The organism is Streptomyces sp. NPDC101234 (assembly GCF_044767525.1).
GTDB classification, from domain to species: domain Bacteria; phylum Actinomycetota; class Actinomycetes; order Streptomycetales; family Streptomycetaceae; genus Streptomyces; species Streptomyces sasae.
In genome coordinates, this window is the sequence record NZ_JBIWOA010000005.1 from 424,394 (window position 1) to 449,229 (window position 24,836).

The 24,836-nt window shown below is 71.2% G+C and carries 23 protein-coding genes and 1 pseudogene; 14 read left to right on the forward strand and 10 right to left on the reverse strand.

The window, feature by feature from the left end; genetic code table 11:
- The first annotated feature begins 49 nt into the window (after positions 1-49).
- Both ACIRR9_RS12610 and ACIRR9_RS12615 read left to right on the forward strand, forming a co-directional pair.
- Positions 50-1,336, forward strand: coding sequence for a sensor histidine kinase (locus ACIRR9_RS12610; RefSeq protein ID WP_403750481.1), 1,287 nt, complete (start codon positions 50-52; stop codon positions 1,334-1,336).
- Positions 1,333-2,030: pseudogene (locus ACIRR9_RS12615) on the forward strand (response regulator). The gene ACIRR9_RS12610 and the pseudogene ACIRR9_RS12615 overlap by 4 nt, the downstream one beginning before the upstream one ends.
- A gap of 49 nt (positions 2,031-2,079) precedes the next feature.
- On the opposite strand, the gene ACIRR9_RS12620 reads toward ACIRR9_RS12615, so the two are convergent.
- Together ACIRR9_RS12620 and ACIRR9_RS12625 are read right to left on the reverse strand one after the other, a co-directional pair.
- The gene (locus ACIRR9_RS12620) at positions 2,080-2,577 is read right to left on the reverse strand and encodes a hypothetical protein (RefSeq protein WP_403750483.1); all 498 of its coding nucleotides are present in this window, start codon (positions 2,575-2,577) and stop codon (positions 2,080-2,082) included.
- 214 nt (positions 2,578-2,791) lie between these two features.
- Entirely contained in the window at positions 2,792-3,949 is a 1,158-nt protein-coding gene (locus ACIRR9_RS12625; RefSeq protein ID WP_403750485.1) for a serine hydrolase domain-containing protein, read from the reverse strand.
- A 404-nt stretch (positions 3,950-4,353) separates the two neighbouring features.
- On the opposite strand from ACIRR9_RS12625, the gene ACIRR9_RS12630 reads away from it, so the two are divergent.
- Positions 4,354-6,375: a histidine kinase gene (locus tag ACIRR9_RS12630; protein WP_403750487.1), complete on the forward strand. Its 2,022-nt coding sequence runs from the start codon at positions 4,354-4,356 to the stop codon at positions 6,373-6,375.
- The gene (locus ACIRR9_RS12635; RefSeq protein WP_403750489.1) at positions 6,360-7,019 is read left to right on the forward strand and encodes a response regulator; all 660 of its coding nucleotides are present in this window, start codon (positions 6,360-6,362) and stop codon (positions 7,017-7,019) included. The genes ACIRR9_RS12630 and ACIRR9_RS12635 overlap by 16 nt, the downstream gene beginning before the upstream one ends.
- A 124-nt stretch (positions 7,020-7,143) precedes the next feature.
- Here ACIRR9_RS12635 and ACIRR9_RS12640 read toward each other — a convergent pair whose 3' ends face one another.
- Positions 7,144-7,431, reverse strand: a complete 288-nt coding sequence (locus ACIRR9_RS12640; RefSeq protein WP_403750561.1) for a hypothetical protein — start codon at positions 7,429-7,431, stop codon at positions 7,144-7,146.
- 3 nt (positions 7,432-7,434) lie between these two features.
- On the opposite strand from ACIRR9_RS12640, the gene ACIRR9_RS12645 reads away from it, so the two are divergent.
- Positions 7,435-8,601 (forward strand): alpha/beta fold hydrolase, encoded by a 1,167-nt coding sequence (locus ACIRR9_RS12645; RefSeq protein WP_403750551.1) that lies wholly within the window; start codon positions 7,435-7,437, stop codon positions 8,599-8,601.
- Between the two features lie 189 nt (positions 8,602-8,790).
- Here ACIRR9_RS12645 and ACIRR9_RS12650 read toward each other — a convergent pair whose 3' ends face one another.
- Entirely contained in the window at positions 8,791-10,377 is a 1,587-nt protein-coding gene (locus tag ACIRR9_RS12650) for a glycoside hydrolase family 32 protein (RefSeq protein WP_403750491.1), read from the reverse strand.
- A gap of 177 nt (positions 10,378-10,554) precedes the next feature.
- On the opposite strand from ACIRR9_RS12650, the gene ACIRR9_RS12655 reads away from it, so the two are divergent.
- From ACIRR9_RS12655 to ACIRR9_RS12670, 4 genes are read left to right on the forward strand one after another with little or no spacing between them, the layout of a single operon-like run.
- Positions 10,555-11,964, forward strand: coding sequence for an extracellular solute-binding protein (locus ACIRR9_RS12655; protein ID WP_403750493.1), 1,410 nt, complete (start codon positions 10,555-10,557; stop codon positions 11,962-11,964).
- A complete protein-coding gene (locus ACIRR9_RS12660; protein WP_403750495.1) occupies positions 11,961-12,911 on the forward strand; it encodes a carbohydrate ABC transporter permease in 951 nt (316 codons plus the stop codon). The genes ACIRR9_RS12655 and ACIRR9_RS12660 overlap by 4 nt, the downstream gene beginning before the upstream one ends.
- A gap of 49 nt (positions 12,912-12,960) precedes the next feature.
- Positions 12,961-13,815, forward strand: coding sequence for a carbohydrate ABC transporter permease (locus ACIRR9_RS12665; RefSeq protein ID WP_403750553.1), 855 nt, complete (start codon positions 12,961-12,963; stop codon positions 13,813-13,815).
- A complete protein-coding gene (locus tag ACIRR9_RS12670; RefSeq protein ID WP_403750497.1) occupies positions 13,812-15,197 on the forward strand; it encodes a glycoside hydrolase family 32 protein in 1,386 nt (461 codons plus the stop codon). Before ACIRR9_RS12665 ends, ACIRR9_RS12670 begins: the two co-directional genes overlap by 4 nt.
- Here ACIRR9_RS12670 and ACIRR9_RS12675 read toward each other — a convergent pair.
- Positions 15,160-16,197 (reverse strand): LacI family DNA-binding transcriptional regulator, encoded by a 1,038-nt coding sequence (locus ACIRR9_RS12675; RefSeq protein WP_403750499.1) that lies wholly within the window; start codon positions 16,195-16,197, stop codon positions 15,160-15,162. The two genes, ACIRR9_RS12670 and ACIRR9_RS12675, sit on opposite strands and share 38 nt — an antisense overlap.
- 298 nt (positions 16,198-16,495) lie before the next feature.
- Here ACIRR9_RS12675 and ACIRR9_RS12680 point away from each other — a divergent pair, with 298 nt between their 5' ends.
- The 3 genes from ACIRR9_RS12680 (at position 16,496) to ACIRR9_RS12690 (ending at position 18,081) form a co-directional block, all read left to right on the forward strand.
- Complete coding sequence (locus ACIRR9_RS12680; protein WP_403750501.1) at positions 16,496-16,750, forward strand: type II toxin-antitoxin system VapB family antitoxin; 255 nt, start codon at positions 16,496-16,498, stop codon at positions 16,748-16,750.
- The gene (locus ACIRR9_RS12685) at positions 16,747-17,160 is read left to right on the forward strand and encodes a PIN domain nuclease (RefSeq protein ID WP_403750503.1); all 414 of its coding nucleotides are present in this window, start codon (positions 16,747-16,749) and stop codon (positions 17,158-17,160) included. Before ACIRR9_RS12680 ends, ACIRR9_RS12685 begins: the two co-directional genes overlap by 4 nt.
- Positions 17,161-17,709: 549 nt before the next feature.
- Complete coding sequence (locus tag ACIRR9_RS12690) at positions 17,710-18,081, forward strand: BlaI/MecI/CopY family transcriptional regulator (RefSeq protein ID WP_403750505.1); 372 nt, start codon at positions 17,710-17,712, stop codon at positions 18,079-18,081.
- 260 nt (positions 18,082-18,341) lie between these two features.
- On the opposite strand, the gene ACIRR9_RS12695 is transcribed toward ACIRR9_RS12690, so the two are convergent.
- The 5 genes from ACIRR9_RS12695 to ACIRR9_RS12715 all read right to left on the reverse strand — a co-directional run bounded on the left by ACIRR9_RS12695 (position 18,342) and on the right by ACIRR9_RS12715 (position 23,485).
- The gene (locus ACIRR9_RS12695) at positions 18,342-19,985 is read right to left on the reverse strand and encodes a multicopper oxidase family protein (RefSeq protein ID WP_403750555.1); all 1,644 of its coding nucleotides are present in this window, start codon (positions 19,983-19,985) and stop codon (positions 18,342-18,344) included.
- Between the two features lie 107 nt (positions 19,986-20,092).
- The gene (locus ACIRR9_RS12700) at positions 20,093-20,542 is read right to left on the reverse strand and encodes a hypothetical protein (protein ID WP_403750507.1); all 450 of its coding nucleotides are present in this window, start codon (positions 20,540-20,542) and stop codon (positions 20,093-20,095) included.
- 128 nt (positions 20,543-20,670) lie between these two features.
- The gene (locus tag ACIRR9_RS12705; RefSeq protein WP_403750509.1) at positions 20,671-21,252 is read right to left on the reverse strand and encodes a hypothetical protein; all 582 of its coding nucleotides are present in this window, start codon (positions 21,250-21,252) and stop codon (positions 20,671-20,673) included.
- A gap of 409 nt (positions 21,253-21,661) precedes the next feature.
- Positions 21,662-22,573 (reverse strand): M56 family metallopeptidase, encoded by a 912-nt coding sequence (locus ACIRR9_RS12710; protein ID WP_403750511.1) that lies wholly within the window; start codon positions 22,571-22,573, stop codon positions 21,662-21,664.
- Positions 22,574-22,777: 204 nt separating this feature from the next.
- Positions 22,778-23,485, reverse strand: coding sequence for an MFS transporter (locus tag ACIRR9_RS12715; protein WP_403750513.1), 708 nt, complete (start codon positions 23,483-23,485; stop codon positions 22,778-22,780).
- A 246-nt stretch (positions 23,486-23,731) separates the two neighbouring features.
- Between ACIRR9_RS12715 and ACIRR9_RS12720 the strand changes: the two genes are divergently transcribed.
- Complete coding sequence (locus ACIRR9_RS12720; protein ID WP_403750515.1) at positions 23,732-23,986, forward strand: type II toxin-antitoxin system VapB family antitoxin; 255 nt, start codon at positions 23,732-23,734, stop codon at positions 23,984-23,986.
- Positions 23,983-24,396 carry a PIN domain nuclease gene (locus ACIRR9_RS12725; RefSeq protein WP_403750517.1) on the forward strand — a complete coding sequence of 138 codons (414 nt, stop codon included), beginning with the start codon at positions 23,983-23,985 and terminating at the stop codon, positions 24,394-24,396. Before ACIRR9_RS12720 ends, ACIRR9_RS12725 begins: the two co-directional genes overlap by 4 nt.
- Positions 24,397-24,836: the final 440 nt, after the last annotated feature.

Genomic DNA, 24,836 nt, shown 5'->3' on the forward strand with positions numbered 1-24,836 from the left:
GCCCGCCAGGACGATGCCGGGGAGCGGCCCCCGGCCGTAGCGTGAGGCGGTGCAACGGCTGATCGAGACCTTGCCCCGCCTGCGCCGCGGCCATCCGTGGCTGACGGATGTGCTGCTGGTCGTGCTGGTGGCCGTGCCTCCGGTGATCCGCCCGCAGCCCGGCTGGCGGCCCGTCTGGGTACAGGCGGGCGTGTACGTGGCCCTGGTGCTGCCCCTGCTGTGGCGCCGCCACCGGCCGGTGCTGGTCGCGGCCCTGGTGACGGCGGCGTTCTGGGCGCAGTACCTCGGACAGGTGTGGGGACAGGAACCGGGACGCGGTGCCGTCGCCCTGGCCGCGGTCCTGGCCACCCTCACGGTCCGCGGCCTGCGCCGCGCCGCCGCGGCGACGACACTCTGTATCGCCGGCTGCGTGCTGCTGTGGATCCCGGCGTGGCAGCGGGACTACGGAGGTCCGGGCGCCCGCGGCGCCTGGCTCACCCCGCTCGCGGTGGGGCTCCTGCTGGCCGGGGCCTGGGTGTTCGGCGAGTACGTCCGCGCCCGGCGCGCCTACGTCGCCGAGTTCGAACGGCGGGCCGCGCTCGCCGAGTCGGAGCGACTCGCCCTGGCCCGGGTCGCCGTCGCCGAGGAACGGGCACGCATCGCCCGCGAGATCCACGACGTCCTCGCGCACAGCGTGAGCGTGATGGTGCTGAACGCCGAGGGCGGCAGGCTGATGCGGCACGCCGACCCCACTGTCGTCGACCGCACCCTCGGCGTCATCAGCGCGACCGGCCGCGAGGCCCTGGACGAACTGCGCCGACTGCTGGACGTGCTGCGCACCCCCGACACGGACGCCCCAGCCGACGGCCCCGGCCCCGGCCCCGGTGACGGTGACGGTGACGGTGGGGCCGCCGAGTCGCTCTCGGGCGATCTGCGGCGGCTGGTCGGGCGCCTCAACACGAACGGCACGCGCGCCCGACTGGACCTGCGCGGAGAGCGGGGCGGCCTCCCGGCGGATCTCACCGCGCAGACGTACCGCATCGTGCAGGAGGCGCTCACCAACGTCGTCAAGCACGCGCCGCCGAACGCCAGGATCCACGTACGGGTCGACACCGGTACCGAGGGGCCCGGGCGGCTGGTCCGCGTCCGGGTCGAGAACTCGGCCGGAGCCGGACGGGGAACCGTCCCGGAGCACCCAGCCCCAGCGCTCTCCTCCGGTCACGGACTCACCGGCATGCGCGAACGCACGGCCCTGTACGGCGGGAGCGTCGACGCCGGGCCCACACCCGACGGGGGCTACCGGGTCACCGCCACCCTGCGCCCCACCGGGCCCGAGCCCAGCGCGGCGACCCCATGACCGGCCCGGCCCCGACCCCGACTCCCGCTCCGGCATCGTCGCGGGTGCTGATCTGCGACGACCAGGAACTGATCCGGAGAGACTGCGCATGGTCATCGACAGCCGGCCCGATCTCACCGTGGTGGGCGAGGCCGCCGACGGCCACGCGGCGATCACGGGCGTGGCCGCCCTGGAACCGGACCTCGTCCTGATGGACGTCCGTATGCCCGGTCCGGACGGGCCGGCCGCGACCGAACACCTCTGCGCGCAACCCCATGGGCCCAAGATCCTCGTTGTCACCACCTTCGATCTGGACGAGTACGCGTACGCGGCCCTGCGGGCCGGTGCGAACGGCTTCCTCGTCAAGGACTCCCCCGCCGAGGAGATCCTGGTGACCGTCCGGGCGGTGCTGCGGGGCGAGGTCATGGTGGCTCCCTCACTCACCCGGCGCCTGGTCGAACGCTTCGTCCGGGATTCCCCCGCGTCTGTGCCGGCCCAGCGCGGCCGCCTGGCCGCGCTCACCGACCGGGAACGGGAAGTCCTCGCCCTGGTCGCCCGGGGGCTGGCCAACGGCGAGATCGCCGGCCGTCTCTTCGTCGGGGAGACGACCGTCAAGACCCACCTCGGCCGCATCCTGACCGAACTCGGCCTCCGCGACCGCATCCACGCGGTGATCTTCGCCTACGAGAGCGGCCTGATACGGGCCGGGGACTGAACAGCGACGGGCAGAGCGCCAGGCCACCCGTGTCGCCGTGGTTCCAGAACTACCTTTGCTGGGTCCCGCGTTCCTGCCCTGCGCCGGGGTCCAGCAGCCGGCGGATGCGCTCGTACTCGGCGGCCATCTCCGGTGTGGCGAGGAAGTCGTCGAGGTCGGCGGAGACCTCGTGGTCGATGTCCTCGATGGAACGGATGGCGAGTTCGTAGAGCTCGCCGCGCCGGTTCTGCTCCAGGTAGCTCTTCCAGTGCGCCAACGCGGTGATGGCGGTGAGGACTCCAGGGTCCAGATCGTCGTCGACCAGGATGCCGTCATAGATCGTCGCAAGCTCGTCGTGCAGCTCGGCGGCGCTGATCGTCAGGACGTTCGCGCACGCGGTGGCCAGTGCCGTCCGGGCCGCTTCGGTGAGTTCGTCCTCGGCCGCACCGCGCAGCAGCTCCGGCCGCACCAGACGAGTGACCGTCTCCTCGCCGAAGGCACGAACGCCTGCCTCGGTCGCCCCGACGACCAGCCGCAGAACGTCCGCTTCAAGCTCGCTGTAATCCACGCCCGCAGCCTGGGCGCGGTGTGACCGAGACCTGTACCGAGGGTCGGCAGGATGAGCCCGAGGCCGCGACGTGCTCGGATTCACCCGCACCGACGGGCGACGGCATCGCGTTCGACGGGGCGGGACGCCGGGTCGCGCACACCGTTCCAGGTCGCGGACACAGGCCTGGCGGGAAGGGGCCGGCAGCGTCGGCGCGGAAGTCCCGGCCTCCGCGTCAGGACACCGTGGCAGACCGGGTGTCAGAGGGGCACAGGGCAGCGGTCATCAGGGCGAGGGCCGCAGGGTCGGCGGCGGCGTCGGTGCCCCAGTCGGTCCAGTCCACGGTGACCTGGCGGGTGACGTCGAGTGTGTGGAAGGAGATGGTGCGGTAGCCGGGGGTGCCGCCGCCGTGGCCCACGATCGTGCCGCAGGGGAGCGTGGCGATCTCCAGGCCCAGGCCCCAGCCGCCGCCGCTGGGGTCGACGGTCATCTCACGCAGCTCGGCCGGGCGCAGGAGACCACCGCCGAGCAGGGTGCGGAAGAAGCGGTCGAGGTCGGCGGTGGTGGAGATGATCTCGCCCGCGGCGCCGGCGACGGACATGTCGACGGTGGTGTAGTCGACCGGGACGAGTGTCCCGTCCGCTTTCTCCACCGGTTCGTAGCCGTGGGAGTGGGGTCCGGTGATGAAGGGAGAGGCGCCCGGCAGGCGGGTGTCGCGGAGTCCGAGGGGCCGGATGATGCGCTGGTCGATCTCGGTGCGGTACGAGCGGCCGGTGACCTTTTCGACGATCATGCCGAGCACGATGTAGTCCGTGTTGGAGTAGTGGTGATCGGTGCCCGGCGGGAACAGCAGAGGGCGGTCCCGGTCGCCGTCCTTGACGGCCCGTCGGACCAGCTCGACGGGTGTCCAGGTGCGGAAGCGGTCACGCGGGGCGTCGCCGTCGAGCAGTCCGTCGGTGTACTCGGGCAGGCCGCTGGCGTGCTGGAGCAGGTCCCGGACCGTGATCCGGTCGCCTCCGGGGACGGGGACGAGTCCGGGAAGCCACCGCTCGGCGGTGTCGGACAGGCGCAGTCGCCCCTCGCCCACCAGTTGGAGCACCACGGTGGCGGTGAACGTCTTGGTGACGCTTCCGGCGCGGAAGCGGCCGTCGGCGGGGGCCGGTTGCCGGCCGCCGATCCTGGACTTGCCGCTGCTGCCGCGCCATACGGCGTCGCCCTGCCGGACCTCGGCGACCGCGCCGATCGCTCCGGTCGCCGTCACCCGGTCCAGCGCCGCCTGCAACGCGGTCGTGTCCGGTATCACGGCGGGTGGTGCGGCGACCGCGCCGCCCGCCGTGGGAACCAGCGCGCACGCCGTCAGCAGTGCCAACGCCCCGAATCGTGAGCCCCTCATGGTTCTCCCGCCCTCGCTGTTCCCTGTTTTCCCCGTCGGCGTGGACGATGGTGCCCGTCCACGCCAGTACGACGAATCCACCCGGGGGACGAAGGGATTTCCCCGAACAACGGTCCGCCCGCCCCGAGGCCGGGATCAGGGTTCCCCTGGCTTCGCCGTTTCGGTCGGGCACGGCGGCTGTTGTGGCGGAAACGCGAAAGTGTCTTCCTGGCCTGGGGGACCGCCCCCGAACCGTCGGCACTGACCTGGATCTTGGGACGCAACCTCATACCCCGCACGTGGAAAGTGCCCTCCGTCTCGCGCCGGTCGACGGTCGACGACGTCTCATCACCCCCACCGGAAAAGCCGGGTTAGTCTGCCGGAATGGGGAGCGTCGAGCGGTCGCCCGTCGTCGGCGTGGTGCGATGAACGGCTTCGCGGGGCACGTGTGGGTCCTCGCCCTCGTCGCGGCGGTCTGCACGCTGATCACGGTCCATCTACTGGCCGTACGCAGGACCGCCGGTTCCTCCCTCACGGGAGCCGTCGTGCTCACGCTGGCCGTCGCCGCGATCCCCGCCCTACGCGGTGAACCACCGCACTACGTGGCAGGGGTCGCGCTGACGGCCGGTGGGGTGGTGGCGGTCGTCTGGGCGACGGGCCGCTCCCGCCGGCACCGGTCGGCCCGCCGGTCCGCGCGGGCGGACTACGAGGCCGGCACGGCGGCGGTCCCGCTGTTCGCGGCGCTGGCAGAACGGGACCGGCTGGCGGCGGAGCTGCACGACGTGGCCGCGCATCGGCTGACCGGGATCGTGGTGGCCGCGGGCGCCGCGCTCAGGCTCGCCGACCGGGTACGGACCGGTGACGCGCTGCGCCACGCCGACGAGGCGGGCCGGGAGGCCGTCCGCGAACTGGAGCGCCTCACCAAGCTGGACGCGACCGCGGCCGGCTTCACCGAGGTGGACGCGCTGGCCGCCGCACACGCGGTGGACTACCGGCGCACGGTCGACAAGGCACCGGCGGGCAGTACGGAAGCGGCGTACCGGGTCGTCCGGGAGGCGTTGACCAACGCGGCCCGGTACGCCGCGGGCGCGACCGTGCGCGTCCGGATCGAGCCGACGGACGACCGGGACGAGCCCGTACGGGCCGGCGGCGATCACCTGTTCGTCGTCACCGTCACGGACGACGGCGGTACGGCCGCCGAGCCGGGCCTGGGGACCGGGCGCGGTCTCGCGGGGCTGGCGGCCACGGTCACCGCGACAGGCGGGACGTTCCGCGCCGGACCTCATGACGCGGGAGCGGGCTGGAGCGTGCGGGCCTCGCTGCCCGCGGCGACGGTTCTTCCCCTCCGCCGGTGGCCCCTGTGGCGTGGGACGGCCGCGCTCGACTACGCGCTGGTGGCCCTGGCGATCGCGCTGTCGCTCGGTGCGAGCCTGCTGTCGGCCGACGTACCGGCTCCATTCGGCACCGTGCTGCCCGCGCTGGTGACCGTCGTGCTGTCGGGCCTGCATGCCGTGCCGCTGGCCTGGCGCTCACGAGCGCCCGGCCGCGCGCTCGCGGCGGTGCTGTCGGCGCTGCTGCTGTGGTGGGCCTGTGACCGGGCGGGCTGGACCCAGCCGCCGGTGAGCGACATCTTCCTGGTGTACGGGTGGGTCGAGCTGACGCTCGTCCACAGCGTCGGGGTGCGTCTGCCGTGGCGCCGAGGCCTGTGCGCGCCGCTCGCCGTGGCCGCCGTGGGCGGGCTCGCGCTGGCGAGCGGCAGCGGCATCACCGGCGGCCGTACGGCGGCCTGGGCCGTACTGGCGGGCGCGCTGGCCCTCCCCGCCCTCGCCGTCTGGTCGTGGGGGCGCCGGACCGCCCGGCGGCATGAGCGGCTGCGGGCCGCGGACACCCGGCGGCGGGTCCTGCTCGACGGGGACGCCGACGCGGCGGTGTCCGCGCAGCGTCTGCTGTTCGCCACCGCGTTGCGGGCCACGGCGCTCCGGCACGCGCGGGCGGTCGTCGCCGCGGCGGAGGAAGGGGACCTGCGGGCCGTGCGGGAAGAGGCCCGCGCCGGACTGACCGCGCTGCGGGACCTGCTGTCGGGACTGCCCACAGGGGACGACACAGACGACGCGGACGACGCCCCTCCGCCCACCGTCTCCGGGATCACCGCGCTGGCCGCGCGCCACGGCGCCGTCGTCCGGTACGTCGGAGCACGCCGTCCGCTGCCCGCCGCCGTGGAGGTCTTCGCGTACCGGACCGCCTCCGCGCTCATGGCCGTGGGCGTCACCCTCACCGTGCGCACGCTCCCCGACGGCGTGGAGGTCTCCGGTCCGGCACCCGCCGTTCCCGCGGTGGAGCGGCGGCTGCGCGCCCTCGCCGACGCCGCCGGCGGTACCCTCTCGACGACCGACCGCGGTGCGGTACGCGTGTGGCTCCCGGAGGCGTTCCCATGGCGATCAGAGTGACCGTCGCGGACGACCAGGCCGTCGTACGGGCCGGGATCGCGGCGATCCTCGACGCCGAACCCGACCTGTGCGTCGTCGGTCAGGCGGCGGACGGCGACACGGCGGTCGAACTCGCGCTGTCGGCGCGGCCGGACGTCGCGCTGATGGACCTCCGCATGCCGGGGATCGGCGGGCTCGCGGCGACCGCAGCGATCACCGAACGCAGCCCTGGGACCCGTGTTCTGGTGCTCACCACCTTCGGCCTCGACGACTACCTGTTCGCCGCGCTGCGCGCCGGAGCCGCCGGTTTCCTGCTCAAGGACACCGAGCCGGAGCGGGTGATCGACGCGGTACGGGTGGTCCACGGGGGCGCCGCGCTGCTCGATCCGACGGTGACCCGCAGGCTGATCGACCGTTTCACGGCCGGGCCCGGCCCGCTCGACACGGCCGGGCTCGACCTGCTCACCCCGCGCGAGACGGAGGTGCTGCGGCAGGTCGCGCGGGGGCTGTCCAACGCGGAGATCGCGGCGGTGCTGGGGGTGAGTCCGGCCACCGTGAAGGACCACGTCTCCGTCCTCCTCGGCAAACTCGGCGTACGCGACCGGGTGCAGGCGACGATCGCTGCGTACGAGACGGGGCTGATCCGCCCCGGCGGCGGGCCGTGAGGTGAACCGGCACCCCGCCGTGAGGCGGGGATGCCGCCCCGCCGCAGGGCGGCCCTCGGACGCGGCGGGACCGTCCCTGAGCTGGACGGATCGCCCGCGTCTGCTTCCTAGCCTCGAAGACATGTCACGCATACTTCTCCGTGTCGCCGGCGGTGTCCTGCTGCTCCTGGCGCTCTTGCTGACCCCTGCCGTGGCGGTGGCCGGTTTCCTCGCCGCGGCGTTCGTCACCGCGAGCGTGTCGGTCCTGGTCTTCGTCGGCCTCGTCTGCGGCGCCCTGGCCGGCGGGCTGCTGGGCCGGGCGGCGTTCGCCCTGTTCGGCCTCGCCCGCCGCCCGGCCCTGCGGGCGTCCGCGTTCCTCGCGGTCGGCCTGACCGCGGCCGTCGCCGTCCTCGCCGCCGTCACCGTCCTCCATCCGATGCCCATCACGACGGCCGCCCCCGCCCCGCCCGGCGTGCGGTTCTGGGATCTGCCGACCGGTTCACACATCGCCTACGTCCACGCCCCCGCCACCGGCAAGGCCAGACCGACCCCGGTGATCTTCCTGCACGGCGGTCCGGGCACTCCCGGTGAGGGCGTCCCCACCGGGGGCCGTGAACTCGCGGCGGACGGCTTCGACGTCTACTCCTACGACCAGCTCGGCGCCGGCCGCTCCACACGGCTGCGGGACGTCACCGGGTACACCGTCGCCCGCCAGGTCGCCGACCTGGAAGCGATCCGGCGCACACTCGGCGCCGACCGGATCATCCTGGTCGGCCAGTCCTGGGGCGGATCACTCACCGCCCAGTACCTGGCCGCCCATGCCGAGCACGTCGCCAAAGCGGTCTTCACCTCGCCGCGCGCTGTGGGGCCGTCAATACCCCGGCTCCCAGGCCGGGGAACCCTGGAACCGCCTCTCCCCCGCACAGAAGGCCCGACTCGACCGGCTGAACAGCGCACCTCGCATCATCGCGGCGAGTCTGCTCCTCCAGATCAACCCGCGCGCGGCGCACGCGATGGTCGGCGACCGCGAGGTCGACCACTGGATGCACGAGGTCGCCCTCCAGGGAAAGGACAGCACCTCGTGCCAGGGGGCTGCGCCCACCACGGCGCACGACAACCCTCAGGGCTTCTACAGCAACCAGATGACCGTCAGGGACTTCGAGCGGCTTCCCGACCCCCGGCCCCGTCTGCGCACCCTGCGCGTCCCCTCCCTGATCATGCGAGGGGAGTGCGACTTCATCAGGCCCGCTGTGACCGCCGAGTACCAACACACACTTGCAGGCTCCGAGTTGGTGACCGTCAAGGGAGCCGGACACTCCATCTCAGGCGAACAGCCCGGCCGCTACACCGCACTGCTGCGAGCCTTCCTCCTGGACGAACCGCTACCGACGGGCACCGGCTGAGTCCAAAACGGGCGGTCGAGTCGCAGGGAGTGTCGTGCCGGCCTGGCGTCGAGCGCAGATGGCGGGCGACTTCGCGATTCCGAAACCGCCGCCCGCACGGCAGGGCAGCCGGTCCGTGTGATCGACCCTGCACAGGTCAGAGCAATCCGAACCAACTTCTACAGCAACGGAGTCGAACTCCCACGGCCGACGGAACATGAGCCCGCTGAGGATCTTGGCGCCCTTTGTCGATCTGATCTCGGAAGGCGATGGGAGGTCGGGGCAGGACCGGGCGGCCCGTTCCGGAGTCAGCCGGGGTCGGCCCGGATGCCGGGCCGGCTGGTCCGTCGCGGGGTGCCGTCGTGCCGATCAGGTTCACGCGTACGGTCAGCGCGCGCACCTGGCCGGCCTCACACCGAGAACTCGCGTATCACCGTGTTGCGGAACACCGCGCTGCCACCGATCGTGAACAGTGCGAGCCGGGTGTCCAGCAGGTACGGGAACACCTGGCTGGTGTGCACGTAGCGGCCGTCGTCGACGAACATCTCCACGGAGGTACGGTCCACCAGGATGCGCAGCTTCACCGTGCCGGCGGACGGGTCGAACGGGGTGTGGCTCTCCTGCCACTTGCCGGACGTGTCGGCGTTCACCGTGTTGCGCCGGTTGAGGAAGGCGTAGTCGGCGTAGATCCCGGCGTCGATGTGCCGGCCGCCGTCCGGGGAGCGCCTCAACTGGAGGCCGGCGCCGGTGAGCTGGGACCAGGCGATCTCGGTCGTCACCTCGTAGGAGATGCCGGTGTAGTCGAGCAGCTTCGTGCCGTCCACGGCCACGTCACCCAGGTTCACGGTGCGGGACACGTGCGCGTCGAGACCGGCGACGGGCTGGGAGGCGAGGTAGTGGGTGCCGTCGGACGCCCGCTTCAGGGTGACCTCGCGGACGACGGAGTCGGTGCCGTTGAAGCCGTCGCAGTCGATGGTGGGGGTGGTGTTGGCGTAGTCCCAGTTGTTCACCCAGCCGATCGCGTACCGAGCGGCCGCGTCCACCGCGCCGCTCGCGTCCCTCTTCTCGAAGGTCACTGCGGCGTACCAGTCCCAGCCGTGGTCGAGCCACTGCGGGTCACTCGTGTCAGCGGTGAACGCGCTGCCGTCGAAGGATCCCGTCCAGTAGGCGTATGTGTTGGGCAGCCCCGAGCCCTTGCCGTTGGTGCTCGCGCCGAGCACCCACTTGACGGTGCCGTCGCCGGCGGTGATGCGGAACAGGTCGGGGCACTCCAGGACACCGATGCCGTCGTGGACGAAACCGTCCACGTACGCCCAGGACTTGAGGTCGTCGGAGTGGTAGAAGCCGATCTTGTCGTTCTCGGCGAGGAGCATCACCCAGCGGCCCCGGTCCTCGTCCCGGATCACCTTGGGGTCGCGGAAGTCGGCGACACCCGGGTTGGGCAGGACCGGGTCGGTCCCGTAGTTGCTGAAGGTCAGCCCGCCGTCGGTCGAGTAGTACAGGAACTGCTCCTGGTGGTCGGTGCCGCCGCCGGGGGACATGGTGACGATGACGACGACCGCGCCGGCGCCGAATCCGGCGGTGTTGCCGGTGTCGACCACCGCCGAGCCCGACCAGAGATCGCCGTTGGGCGTGGTGTCCTTGGGCACGGCCACCCCGCGGTCGGTGAAGGAGACCAGGTCCTCGGTGGTGGCCAGCCGCCACGCGGTGCCGACGGCGCCGGTGAAGTAGTCGGCGTTGTAGAGGTAGTAGTAGTGGTACTCGCCGTCGATCCAGACGGGCCGCTGCGGGTCGTTCTTCCACTGGTCGGGAACCGTGAAGTGGTACGCGGCGCGGTAACTCGGGCCGGTTGCGGAGGACTCGGCCCTGGGCTTGGGCTTGGCCTTCGGTGCGGCCGTGGCCGTTCCCGTGGGCAGCAGTACGGCGGCTCCACCGGCGGCCGACCCCGCGAACAACGCTCTCCGGGAGATCCCGGGGATCCCCGAGGTTCCGGGCATGACGCATCGCCCCTTTCATGAAGCACCACGCACTTGGCGTGAAACAGCGGCTCGTGTGAACGAGGACTGTAGACCTAACTCGTTAAAGGTCAAGGCTTCCCGACCCTTGACAGTGCTCTGGCCCGGTTCACATCATCTGGACATCGTCCCTGAACTAACACGAGTTAGGCCCGTTCGATGACTGACTCGCACATCCCCCGCCGCACACTGCTGCGGTACGGCGCGTACGGGGCGGGAGCCGCCGCCCTGGCCGGTACCGCCGTGAGCTGGGACCGGCTCACCGGCGCCGACATCCCCGGCCGCGACGACGGCTCCCTCGTCGTCGCCACCCTCGGCTCCGCCTTCGACCCGGCCACCGTCGACGCCCTCGCCAAGGGCTTCCACCGTCTGCACCCCGACATCCCGCTGCGGGTGAACGCGGTGCAGGCCGTCGACTGGTCTGACTTCTTCGCGAAGATCCTCACCCAGATCGCCGCGGGCACCGCGCCCGACCTGGTCTATGTGGCCACCGAGGGCGTGCAGTTGTTCGCCCGGCAGCTCGGCGTGCCGCTGGACCACTGGGTACGCCGGGACGCGGCGGAGCTGCGCGAGTACTTCGCCGACGTCCACCCCTCGCTGGTCGAGTCGATGATGTACGAGGGCAACCTCTACCAGCTCCCCATGGAGTTCAACGCCGCCGACATGTACCTCAACCAGCAGGTGCTGAAGCGGGCGGGCGCGGGTTTCCCGGCGGCAGACTGGAGCCGCGACGACTTCACCGCGCTGCTGCGGGAGATGAAGCGGGCGAGCGACACGCACTTCACGCCGTACTTCTGGACCAACCGGCTGTGGGGCGGCGTGGTGCCCTGGCTCTTCGCGAACGGCACGAACCTGCTGAAGGAGTCGAAGGCGCCCGGCGGTTCCTGGCTGTGGGACACCTTCTACCCGGCCGCCGACCGGCAGGGGCGCGGCGGGGGCTTCCGCTGGACGACCCCGCAGGCCACCGCCGACCGGGTCGAGGAGGCGTACGACTATCTCGCCACCCTCGTCCAGGAGAACCTGTGCACCCGGCCCGAGGGCGGCAACGGCAGCAACCTGGTCGGCGTGTTCTCCACCGGCCGCGTCGGCGTCACACCCGCGGGCGGCTTCTGGGCGGGCGGCCTGCAGCTGGCCGGCATGCGGGCCGCCGACTACGACGTGCAGTACTTCCCGCGCTGGCGTACCCAGCGCCACCAGTTCGGCGCGGCGGGCTACGCGCTGCTGCGCACCTCCAAGAAGCAGGAAGCCGCCTGGGAGTTCATCAAGTACACCGCCCGCAAGGACACCATGACCCGGCTGTTCCGGGGCAACCAGACCACCCCGGCCCGCCGTTCGATGCTGAACGCCGCCCGCTACGCCGAGAGCGGCCCGGCGCACTGGCAGGTTTTCTACGACACCCTCGACCGGTTCCCCGACACCGGCCCGATCCCCGCGCCGCCGCAGGTCGCCGAGGTGACCGACGTCCTCCTCAAGTACACCGGCACCGCGCTGGCCTCGCCGCGCGCGGTGGGCCCCGCGCTGCGCCGGATGCAGGGCGACCTGGAGCAGGCCATGGAGCGTGAGATATGACGAACACCCAGGTTCAGGCCGTGAGTTCACGACCCACCACGCCCCCCGTAGCCGCCGCCCGGCCCTCCGTCCGCGACCGCGGCGCCCGGCTGCTGGCCACGCTGTTCCTGGCGCCCACGGTCGTCGGCATCGTCGTCTTCACGGTCGTACCGATCATCGGGTCGATCGTGCTGAGCCTGTTCCACTGGAACGTGATCGACCCGCCCCGCTTCGCCGGCGGCGCCAACTACCGCACAATGTTCTCGGATTCGACCGTCCTGGTCTCCTTCCGCAACACGCTCCTCTTCATGGTCGTCGCGGTCGCGCTGCAACTGCTGATCGCGCTGTCGCTGGCGATCACACTGAACGGGCGGATGCCGGTCTGGCTGCGGTCGGTGTTCCGTTCGGCGTTCTTCTTCCCGCTGGTGCTGTCCGCCGCGTCGATCTCGGTCGTGATGAAGTACCTGTTCAACCAGGACTTCGGGGTGGTGAACTGGCTGATCGGCCTGGTCGGCATCGCGCCCGTGCCCTGGCTGACCTCCGAGCACGCGGCGATGGCCACGGTGATCCTGGTCTACGTCTGGCAGCAGTTCGGCTTCTCGTTCCTGCTGTTCGTCGGCGGTCTGAACAACATCCCCAAGGAGATCCACGAGGCCGCCGCCCTCGACGGCGCGAAGGGCCTGCGCAAGCACCTCGGCATCACGCTGCCGCTGCTGTCGCCGACGCTGCTCGTCGCGTCGGTCGTCGGCATCATCAACGCCCTCCAGGTCTTCGAGCAGCCGTACGTCCTCACCGACGGCGGGCCCGGCGACTCCACCCGCACCGTGGTCATGGTGATCTACGAGCGGGCCTTCGAGCAGCTGAACTTCGGTGAGGCATCCGCGGTGGGCGTGCTGCTCTTCGCGCTGATCATGGCGGTCACCGCCGTCCAGTTCCGGCTCAGCCGGCGTTTCGTCCACTACCAGTGAGCCGGTGAGCCGCATGAGTGCCACGAGCCCCACAAGCCCTATGAGCCCTGTGAACCAGGCCACCCCGGCCCTGAGCCGCCTACGGTATTCACTCTCCCCCTGGACCCGGATCGCCGCACTGACCGTGTGCGCCCTGGTGACGCTCGGCCCGGTCATCTGGACCGTCTCCACCTCCCTGCGCACCCCGGCCCAGTCCTTCGACCTGCCCCCGCGGATCATCCCGACGCACCCGACGACCGCGGCCTACCACGGGGTCTTCCAGCAGATCGACGTATGGCTGCTCGCCCTGAACTCCACTCTCGTGACGGCGCTGATCGCCGTAGGCCAGATGATCACGGCGGGCCTGGCCGGATACGCCTTCGCGCGCCTGGAGTTCCGCTTCAAGAAGCCGCTGTTCGGCCTGGTCCTGGCGACCATGATGGTGCCGTTGCAGGTCACCATCGTGCCCGTGTTCCTGGTGCTGAAGTCGATGGGCCTCACCGACACGCTCCTCGGCCTGATCATCCCGGCCTTCCCGACCGCCTTCGGCACCTTCCTGATGCGCCAGTACTTCCTCGGCATGCCGAAGGACCTGGGCGAGGCGGCCATGCTGGACGGCGCGGGGCCCTGGCGGATCTTCCGCTCGGTGTACGCGCCGCTGGCCACTCCCGGCCTGGCGATCGTCGGCGTGCTGGCCTTCAACTACCACTGGAACGAATTCTTCCGTCCGCTGATCCTGGAGACCTCCGGCCAGAACTACACGCTTCCGCTGGGCCTGGTCTCCCTCCAGGGCAACCTCGGCACCGGGTCGATCTCGGTGGTCCTGGCCGGGGTCGTGCTGTCGATGCTCCCCGCCGTCGCCGTGTTCGTCGTAGGCCAGCGCCCGTTGCGCGAGGGCATCACCTCGGCAGGAGTCAACCGTTGAGCCACATCCCCCGTTTCAGGGTCCGTCCGCCCGCCGGTTGGATCAACGACCCCAACGGCCCCTTCCGTTGGCGCGACCGCCACCACCTCTTCTACCAGTACAACCCCAACTCCCCGGTCCACACCGACATCCACTGGGGCCACGCCTCCAGCCGCGACCTCGCCCACTGGGACCACCACCCGATCGCCCTCACGCCGACACCCGGCGGCCCGGACGAGGCCGGCTGCTGGTCCGGCTGCGTGGTCGACGACGACGGCACACCGACCGCCGTCTACACGGGAATCGACCACGGCCACACCGGTCTCGGCACCATCTGCCTGGCGCGGGCGGCGGACCCGGACGACGAACGGCTGACCGAGTGGCAGCCGCTGCCGACGCCGGTGGTGACGGGACCACCACCGGGCCTGGACGTGGTGATGTTCCGCGACCCCTTCATCTTCCGCCACGCGGACCGGCGTTGGGCCCTCGTCGGGGCCGGGCACGCCGACGGCACCCCGTCCGTCCTGCTCTACGACTGCGACGACCTGACCGACTGGCGGTTCGCCGGCGTGCTGCTGGACGGCAACGACCCGGTGGCCGCAGGGGTGTTCGGTGACAAGGGGGCGGTGGGCTGGGAGTGCCCGCAGCTGTCCCGGACACCGGGCGGCGACCACGTACTTCTCCTGTCCCTGTGGGACGGAGATCCGTGCTCGACCGGATATCTGACCGGCCGTCTACAGGCCGAAGGTCGGCACGCGTTGAAGTTTGTGCCCCGCACCGGGGGCAGGCTCGACCAGGGGCGGGACTTCTACGCCCCCGCCGTACTCCAGGAGCCGGACCGCGCACTTCTGTGGGGCTGGTCGTGGGAGGCCCGCCCGCAGGAGGAGGTGCACCGGGCCGGATGGGCAGGCGTACTCACCGCGCCGCGGGTCGTCGACGTGCACCCCGACGGTTCGCTGCGCGTCCGCCCGGCTCCGGAACTCGACCTGCTGCGCCCGGCCGAGCCGTTCGTCACCGCACCGGACCGGGTTCCGCTTCCGCAGACGTACGACCTGACGATCACCGCATATGAACCGACCACGGTGAGCCTGCTCCAGGACGCGTCGGGCCGGGAGCTGACCGTCCGGGCGGACCCCGCCAGGGGAACCGTCCACCTCGACCGCAGCGCCTGGCCCCGGACCGGCAGGGAAGGCTCCGCCCCGATCACCGTGCACGTGCCGAAGGCACCGGAACTCGCGCTCCGGGTGCTCGTCGACGGCTCACTCCTCGAACTCTTCGTCGCGGAACGGACGATGGTCACCGAGCGCGTCTACCGGCGCCCCGGCGACATCGCCGAGCTGACGGTCGACGGGCCGGGTGCCCGGGTCACCGGGTGGGCGCCGGACCCACGGAGGCCCGGCTGACCACGGCTCCGGCCAGGCGCCGGACGGTCGCGGGCGGCGTCCGGCCGGTGTCGATGGCGTCCAGGAGCAGCCGGGTCGCCGCCTCGCCCATCGCCCGGTGCGGCAGCGCGACCGAGGTGAGCGGCGGGGTGAGGAACGCGGCCATGTGCTCCTGGTCGTCGTAGCCGACCACCGACAGATCGGCGGGCACGTCGATCCCGAGCCGGGTCGCGGCGTGCAGGACACCCGCCGCGACCCGGTCGTTGTAGCAGAGGACGCCCGTCGGGCGGCTGCCCGGCGCGACCCCGTCGAGGAGATGCAGCGCCCCCGCGTATCCCGCCGAGATCTCGCCGCCGCCGCGCACGATCCACTCCTCGGGCACGGTGACGCCCTGGGCGCGCAGCGCGTCCCGGAAGCCGCGGGTACGTTCCACCGAGGCGATGTCGTCCAGTCCGCCGATCACGGCGAGCCGGCGGTGACCCACGCCGAGCAGCAGCCGGGCCGCGGCACGGCCGCCTGCGCGTTCGGCGGGGACCACGGCGGGCAGGGAGTCGTCCTCTGGCAGGCAGTTGGCCAGCACGGAGTGGGTGCGGTGCAGGCCCTCCGGGACCCGCACCCGGCGCAGTGACATGGCCGCGTAGATGATGCCGTCCACGCGCCGGTCGAGCAGTTCCGCGACGGCCGCGTCCTCCTTGGCCGGGTCACCGCCGGAGTCGACGGTGAGGACGAGATGGTCGCTGTCCCAGGCGGTCTCCATGGCTCCGCGCAGCAGTCGACCGGCGAACGGCGAGGACGCGATCTCGTCGGTGACCAGCCCGATCACGGCCGTACGACGGCGGCGCAGACCGCGGGCGACGGGGTCGGGGCGATAGCCCAGCTGGGCGGCGGCCTGCCGGATGCGTTCCTGGGTGGCGGGCGAGAGGTTGCCCTCGGCACGGCCGTTGAACACGAAGGACACCGCGGTGTGCGACACGCCGGCGAGCTGGGCCACGTCCCGTGACGTCGGGCGCCCGGTGCCCATGCTCCTGCCGTCCTCGGCACCACCCACGCCGCCCGCCGCCCTCGCCCAGCCCGTCCCTGTCGATCACAGTCCACCCTATCCGCGGGGGACGCCCCTGCACACGGGAGATCCCGGGCCCTGAGGGCCGGGTCGGACGTGAGCACGTCTGCCCCTGGTGTTGGCGCAGTTCGGTCGACCAAGAACCCGGTATGGCCGTCAGCCCCCAACCTCACCCCAGTGCGCTCTCCGCCCCGAAGCCCAGGGTATATAAAGGATCAAGTACCCTGATATACCCAGCCCGCATACGGCGGAGGGCATCATGAGTCGTACGGTCATCGATCTCGACGACGAGGCGCTGGAGGCGGCTGCCAAGGAACTGGGCACCACCACCAAGCGCGACACCGTCAACACCGCCTTGCGGGAAGTCACGGCCCGCTACCGGCGTCTGCGCGCACTCGAAGAGGCCCGCAGCCTGGCGGCCGACGGGGCTCTGGACATGGACCTGCTGCTGGACAAGGCCGCATACCGACCCACGGGTGCGGGTGACGTCCCGAGCGCCGGAGCGGACGAGTGACCGTCGCCGACCACCTCATCGACACCTCCGCCCTCGCCCACGTCCTGCTCCGCCAGAACACGACCGAACGGGACGACAGGATCGCCGCCGGCCTCGTCGCGATCTGCGACCTCACCGAACTGAAAGTCCTGCACTCAGCCCGGTCAGCCACAGACCGCACCCGCGCAAAGGCGGCCCTCGGCGCCCACTACGCCTGGTGCCCCGTGCCCGACGGCGTCTACCGGCGCTCCCGCATCGTCCAGGAACAGCTGACGGCCAAGGGAGAGCACCGCAGCGCGGGTCCCGTCGATCTCCTCGTGGCGGCCGCCGCCGAGGAAGCCGGACTCACCCTGCTCCACCACGACCGCGACTTCGAAACCATCGCCCGCACCACAGGACAGCCGGTCCACATGATCGACCTCAGGCAGTAGACCCTGGGGGCCGTCCGGACAGACACCAGGCTTCGCGCGAGCGCGGATCCGCCCGGGTCAGGGCGATGCGAACCAAAGCTGACGGTAACGGAGTCGAACTCACGCGCCGCGGATTCAGTCCCTTTCACCAAAGCCCTGAATCCACACCTCAGATGAGACATTTCCACCTCAGTCCTTCTCGACCCTTGTCAGTCTTTTTCCGATCCTTGTGTCCAGCCTGCGTCCCGGGCACGTCCTGGACGGACGAGCCAGGCCGCCGCGAGGTCCGTCCTCCCGGTTCGGCGCCGTACCCCGAACCCGCGAGCAACGGATTTCCTTTCCACCGCGCAGAGGTTCCGCTCCGGAAGCCGTGCTGGTGAAGAGGTGTTTTCGACGTGCGCGGTATTCCAGGTTCCGGTCGTCCCGGGTCGACGGCCGACGACAGCACGTGGCACCGCCGACAGGCTCGCGACGGCCGCGTCCGGCCGTCCGCACTCGGGCCACCCCACCGGCCGTACCGCAGCCTTTACGATGACCCCTATTACCGCGGTACAGAAGGAGACGCTGGGCATGCGACGGCTGGGTGATCTAGAGGCGGAGATCATGGACCGTCTGTGGAGGTGGCGGCGCCCGGCAACCGTGCGTGAGGTCGTCGACGACATCAACCGGACCCGGCCCGTCGCCTACACCACCGTGATGACCGTGGCCAACATCCTCCACGGCAAGGGCTGGCTGGTGCGCGAGCAGAAAGACGGCCGGGCCTGGCTGTACGAACCGGTCCGCACGCGGGAGGAGTACGCGGCCGCCCTCATGGAGGACGCCCTGAGCACCAGCGAGGACCGCCCGGTGGCGCTGACCCACTTCGTGGACCAGATGTCTTCCGCCGAGATCAGCGCGCTCCGCAAGGCCCTGCGCAACGCGGGAAAACGCGCCGACACGTGACTGGCGCCGCCGGAGGACAGGGGCACGAAGGCCGCTGGACCTGAGCATCGTCGCATCGCCGCGCTACGACACGCTCCCGCCCGCAGGGGACGGCCAGGCGGTCGCCACCCAGAAACTGGACCCACAGCGACGCCTCCTCGAAGACCCGACCGTCACTCAGAGGGTCAGGGCCCTCTTTCCCGCCCAGCCGATCCTGCGGCCGTACACAGACGCCACGCCGCCCTCAGCGGTGCGGACGGAGGAGCCCGATCCGGCGCTCGTCAGGCCTGGTAGGCCACCAGCGCCATCATCCCCGCCTCACCGTGGTAGGCGTTGTGGCAGTGCAGCATCCACTGGCCGGGGTTGTCGGCGTCGAAGTGGACGGACACCGTCTTCTTCGGCAGCACGATGGTGGTGTCCTTGCGCGGGCCGTCGGTGCCGAGTTGGTAGGTGTGGCCGTGCAGGTGCATCGGATGCCACATCGTCGTCCTGTTCACGAAGTCCAGGCGGACCCGCTCGCCCTGCTTGACCAGGATGGGGTTCGCGGTCGGGTTGCTCATGTCGAACCGCTTGCCGTTGATACCCCAGTTGTACTTGCCCATGCCGCCGGTCAGTTCGATTCGGTGCACCCGGTCGGCCTTCTTCGTCGCCAGTCGGACGTCGTCCGCCGCCTTCAGCTCGGAGGCGGTCATGATCTTTCCGTCGAGTTCCTCCGGGCGGACGTTCGGCATCGGTGCACTGCCGGAACCGGTTCGGACCAGCGCCATACCGTTGGCATCCTTGCCCTCGGCGAGGGCGACCAGCGGGAAGACACCGTCCGCGAGGGTGACCAGGACGTCGTACCGCTCCCCCATGCCGACGAGCAGGGCGTCGACCTGCTGGTGCTGAACGGGGTATCCGTCGGTGTGGGTGATGGTCAGCTTGTGCCCGCCGAGCGCCATCCGGTAGGCCGTGTCTCCGCCCGCGTTGATGATGCGCAGCCGCACCCGCTTGCCCGGCTTGCCGGTGTACACGTCCGGGTCGGCGGGGACACGCCCGTTGACCAGGTGGTACGGGTACTTCACGTCGCCCGCGTCGCCACCGAGCAGCTTGCTCCGGGCCCCCATGAGCACGAACTTCGTCGACATGGCGCCGGAGCCGGACGGCGAGGCGCTCGCGTCCGAACTCCCGCTGTTCATGCTCATGTCCATCCCGCCCATGCCCCCCATGTCGTCGCTGGAGGAGCTGCTGGGGCCGGCGCTGGATCCGCCGCTCATGTCCATACCCCCCATGCCCATGCCGGCCATGCCCTGCTTGAGTTCGGCGAAGACCTCGTCGGGGGTGCCGGTGACCCCGTCGACCCAGTCGTCGAGGACGACGACCCACTCGTCGTCGTACCGGAGCGGTTCCCTGGGGTCTTCCACGATCAGCGGGGCGTGCAGACCCCGGTCGAGCTGGACGCCGACGTGCGGGTGGAAGAAGTAGGTGCCGGGGGCGTCGGCGACGAAGCGGTAGGTGAAGTTGCTGCCGGCGCGGACGGCGGCCTGGGTGGCCGGGGGTACGCCGTCCATGTCGGCGCGCAGGGCTATGCCGTGCCAGTGGATGGAGGTGGTGGTCTTGTCCGGCAGCTGGTTGGACAGCTCGGCGGCGAGCGTGTCGCCCACGGACAGCCGCAGTTCCTTGCCGGGGGTCCGGCCGCCGAAGGCCCAACTGGCCGCCGTGACCCCGCCGCCGAGTTCGAGCATGGCGCGCGCGGCGGTCAGGGTCACCTGCTGCGTCCTGCCGGTGGTCTTGCGCTTCTTCTCGACTGCGGCGACCGCCGCGTCATCGGGGCTGACCAGGGAGGGGGCGGAGCTGTCGGAGCCGCTGCTGCAGGCGGCGAGCGCGCCCGCGCCCGCGATGCCGAGCCCGGCCAGCAGGACGGAGCGGCGGTTGATGCTGTTCATGTCGTTCACGTGGGGAGTCCTCTACTCGATGTGCCGTCGGCCGGACCGCGCGCGGGCAGCACCGCTCGCGTACCAGGGGGACGCGGGGGCGGCTCGCGGGGTCCGGCCTAGATCAGCAACCGGGAGAGGACGGAGAGAGCGGGCGGCGCACGGTACGCCGTCCCGGTCGGATCACGCCGGGCGGACATGGAAGGGAAGGCATCCGACCGGACGACGGTGACAGCGGCAGGCGGCGGCAGGAGTTTCGCCGTGCCCACGTCCCCGGCCGAGCAGTGCTGCATGCCGGGCCCCGAGCAGGCGCCGCCGTCATCGCCCATCGCCATGTTCCCGGCCTTGAGGACCGTGCCGTGCGCGGCCGAGGCGGCCGACGGGGTCATGGCGGCGGAGGTGTGATCCATGCCGGCCATCGCGGTCATGGAGTGGGCGGGCACGACCGCGGACGTCGTGTCGTGGTGGACGAGTACGGCGAGTGCGGCGAGCAGCGCGACGACCACGGCCCGCGCGCAGCGCGCTGCGCCGCCTCGGGGTCCGGCCTGCCGGTCTGTGGCTGTCGTCATCGCCTTCCGCGCCCTGTTGTGTCTGACACGACCCACCCACTATACCCACTGGGGTATATGGTTCTACTAAGCGAGCTGCACACACAACGTCGGCCGAAAACCAGCCTCCGCAGGGCGCGCAGCGCCCCTCACCCCGAGGCGGCCGTCTTCTTGCCCGCCGGTGTCACGGCGAACCACGTGCCGTCCTTGCCCTGGCCGTTCATCTCACCGGCCTTGGTGTCGCCCATGTAGCGGTACAGCGGCCAGCCGGCGAGGGTGATCTGCTTCATGCCGTCGTCACGGGTGAGGACCCCGATCTTGGCCTGCACGCCCATCCCCTGAGGGGTGCCGTCGGCCATGACCGGCATCCAGGTCTCCGCACAACTACCGGTACACATAGACATGTTCACCTGGTCCTTGCCGTAGCGGTAGAGCGTGAAGCCCTTGGCGTCGGTGACCACCGCCCCCATGCCGGACATCGTCTTGGACATCAGCATGTTCGTGCTGACCATGTGGCCCGTGCCGCCGCTCGGGGCGGACGTGCCGCCGCCGGCGGGCGTCGCGGTCTCGGCAGGCGCGGAGGCCGCAGGCGCGGAGGCCGCAGGTGCGGAGGCCGCAGGTGCGGCCGCGCCGGTGTTCGCGGAGTTGTCACTGGACGACCCACACGCGGTGAGCAGCAACGCCGAGGCGACGCCCGAGGCCATGACGAGTGCAATGCGGTGCCGGGACACGGAGTTCTCCCTTGTTGTCACACGGATTATCTACTGATGCACTTAGTACGTTCGCGGACAGCGGACCGTTCAGACACAGCAGACACACATGGCGAGGCCTTTACTCGGAGCCGCACGGCGATCTCGTCATTGGACAGTGCGGTCGCCACGGGGGTGGTGATCAGGACGAGGCCGGCCCGGGCGGCCTTCGTCGGCCGCACCGCCTCGCACCCGTCGCCGCAAGCACCGACCAGGGCATCGCCGCGATCCGGCAGCTTTCATCCATGTATGGGCGAACCAGCTGGGAGGCCAGAGCGAGGGTACGTGTATCCGGACGTCGTCCCGGACGAGGCCGCGATCGCCGTGCGTGAGCAGTTACCCCTTCGTGTACACGTGCCACGCCAACATGAAAGGGAGGCTGATACAGGAGTCAGGGCACGCACGCCACCGTCAGGGGCAGCAGCGGAGCCGCGACCGCGGCCACAATGATGCCCAGCCATGCCACGCGGTGCGGCCGGGGCTGCGGCGCAAGGACGCGCCGCAGCCGGATGAGGACTCCCGATCCACCCGCACCCAGAGCCGCCGCCGGCGCTCGTCCCGCCGCGACCTCGCACATCGCCGCCGCCAGCGCGTCCCTGGAGTGATGCCGCAGGGCGCGGTCGTCCGCGACCATCTCCAGCAGCAGGTTCGTCTGCTGCTTGGCGTGCCGGGCGAGCGGCAGGCCGCGGAACGCGCGCGAGAACGCGTCCACCAGGATCTTCGGCAGGTGATGCCTGCCCACGATATGGGCGCGCTCGTGGTCCAGTACGGCCCGCAGCTGCTCCTCGGTGAGGACGTCCAGCGCGCCGCTGGTGACGACCACGCGGGCGCGGCGCCCGCCCAGGCAGTACACGGCGGGGATGCCGTGGTCGACGATCGTGGCGCCGTACTCGGGCGCGGGTTCGCCGACGAGAGTGAGCACGTCCAGCTGGCGGTTGCGGGCACGTCGCGCACGCAAGGAGCACCGGACCAGCCATCCGACCGGCAGCAGGACGACCGCGACTGGTGCCGCGATCGCCAAGGCGTCGTCGAAGGAGGGGGGCACGTCGCCCGCCGAAGAGGCGTCCGCGGACAGTCCGCACGCGGTGAGCAGCCCGATCACTCCGTCGTGCACATGCTGTTCGGCCGTCACCACGTGGTACACCGAGAGGGCGGTGGCGACGACGAACGTGACCATGAGGCCCTGCCACGCCAGGACCGCGGCAGCCGGCGCCCGGTGCGCCCACGGCGCCCTGGCCAGCAGGGGCGGCACCACGACACCCACCAGGACCGCGTATCCGGCCAGCCCCGCGGCTGTGATCATGCGCTGCTCCGCCTCTTCACCGCTCGGAGCGCCGAGCGTAGCGCGTCCACCTCCACCGTACTCATCTGTCCCACGAAACCGGCCAGAGCGCCCGCCGGGTCCGGGTTGTCCGGCTCTGAGCCTCCGCCGCTCGCCGACCTCCCGCGTCGGCACCTTGGGCGGCCGACGATGGCAGCGGCCTGTGCCACCGCCATCGCCGAGGTCTCAGTGGACGTGCGGGCCCCCGGTCAGCTGCGGTTTCCCGCGCGGTACGAGCGCCAGGGCGACCAGCGCGCTCGCCACGGCCGCGACCGCGCTGAGCGTGAAGGCGTCCGTGAAGCCGCCGGTCGAACCGCGCTCGATGCCGGCCGCGGCGACCGTCGACATGACGGCCACGCCGATCGAACCGCCCACTTCGCGGGAGGTGTTGACGACGCCCGAGGCCAGACCCGCCTCCTCGTGGGCGACCATGGCCAGTGCCGTGGTCGTGGCGGTGACGAAGACCGCGCCGAGGCCGAACGAGGCGATCACCAGGCCGGGCAGCAGTCCGGCGTACACACTGCCGCCGGCCGACAGCCGGGTCAGCGGGACACTGCCGCCCGCCGCGATCGCCATGCCGACCACGGCGGTGGGACGGCTGCCGATCCACCCCACCAGCCGGGATCCGAGATGGGCGCCGATACCGGTCGCCACGGCCACCGGCAGGAACACCAGCCCCATCCTCAGTGGGCTGAAGCCGCGCAGCCGCTGCAGGTAGACCGAGCCGAGGAAGAAGAAGGCGATCAGCAGAGCGGTGGCGACGAGCATCAGGAACGCGCCCGCGACGACCGGGCGCCGGGTGAACATCCGCAGGTCCATCAGCGGGACCCGGCTGGTGCGTTCCACGGCGGCGAAGGCGCCGTACAGGACGAGGGCGCCGAGCAGCGGCAGCACGGCAGGAACTCGGTGTGCGCGGGTTCACGGATATGGAACACGCCGGCGTCGATGTGCCCCTCCCGGGGCTGCGGCGCCCCCGGCGTGCGGAAGAGATGCCACAGGGCAGAGGTGCCGAGCAGGCACGTGATCACTCGAAGGCTGCACGCCGCGCGCGCTCGACGGCGATCTCCACCCTGAAGTCCGGTCGATATATAAAGGATCAAGCATCGTGATATACCCAGCCCGCATACGGCGGATGACATCATGAGTCGCACGGTCATCGATCTCGACGACGAGGCGCTGGAGGCGGCTGCCAAGGAACTGGGCACCACCACCAAGCGCAACACCGTCAACACCGCCCTACGGGAAGTCACCGCCCGCTACCGGCGTCTGCGCGCACTCGAAGAGGCCCGCAGCCTGGCGGCCGACGGCGCCCTGGACATGGACCTGCTGCTGGACAAGGCCGCATACCGACCCACGGGTGCGGGTGACGTCCCGAGCGCCGGAGCGGACGAGTGACCGTCGCCGACCACCTCATCGACACCTCCGCCCTCGCCCACGTCCTGCTCCGCCAGAACACGACCGAACGGGACGACAGGATCGCCGCCGGCCTCGTCGCGATCTGCGACCTCACCGAACTGAAAGTCCTGCACTCAGCCCGGTCAGCCACAGACCGCACCCGCGCAAAGGCGGCCCTCGACGCCCACTACACCTGGTGCCCCATGCCCGACGGCGTCTACCGCCGCTCCCGCATCGTCCAGGAACAACTGACGGACAAGGGGGAGCACCGCAGCGCGGGCCTCGTCGGCCTCCTGGTGGCCGCCGCTGCGGAAGAGACAGGACTCACCCTGCTCCACCACGACCGCGACTTCGAAACCATCGCCCGCACCACAGGGCAACCGGTCCGCATGATCGACCTCAGGCAGTAGAGCCTGCGCGGCCGCACGGGGGCGGCCTCAAGCCTCTCGCCGACCGTACTCGCCCAGGGTCGCACGCCACCGTCGAACGGTCCTCGCTCCGTGCGCGCACCGACCCTGCGAGCTGGGCCGTTTCCAGTACGGGCCGTCATCCCCGGCACTCGCCTCGGACCAGCCACGGCGGACTCGGACAGACCACCGCACGCACCCAGCACCACTGGCAGCACAGCGGACTGGAAGACCACCCGACGGCACTCCCGATTCCTCGTGTCCCGCCAGCATCCCGAATTCGGCGTCCAGCCCCTCGCACACACCGCCTACGGAGACCTGCCCCGACGTCAGGCGAACACGTCAGCGCAGGTCAGCGACCCAGCGCACCTTCGGTGTGCGCCGGGGGCGTGGTAAATGTCGTGGCGTGCGCCGAGGTGCTTCTTGTCTGCCCTGACGTGTGC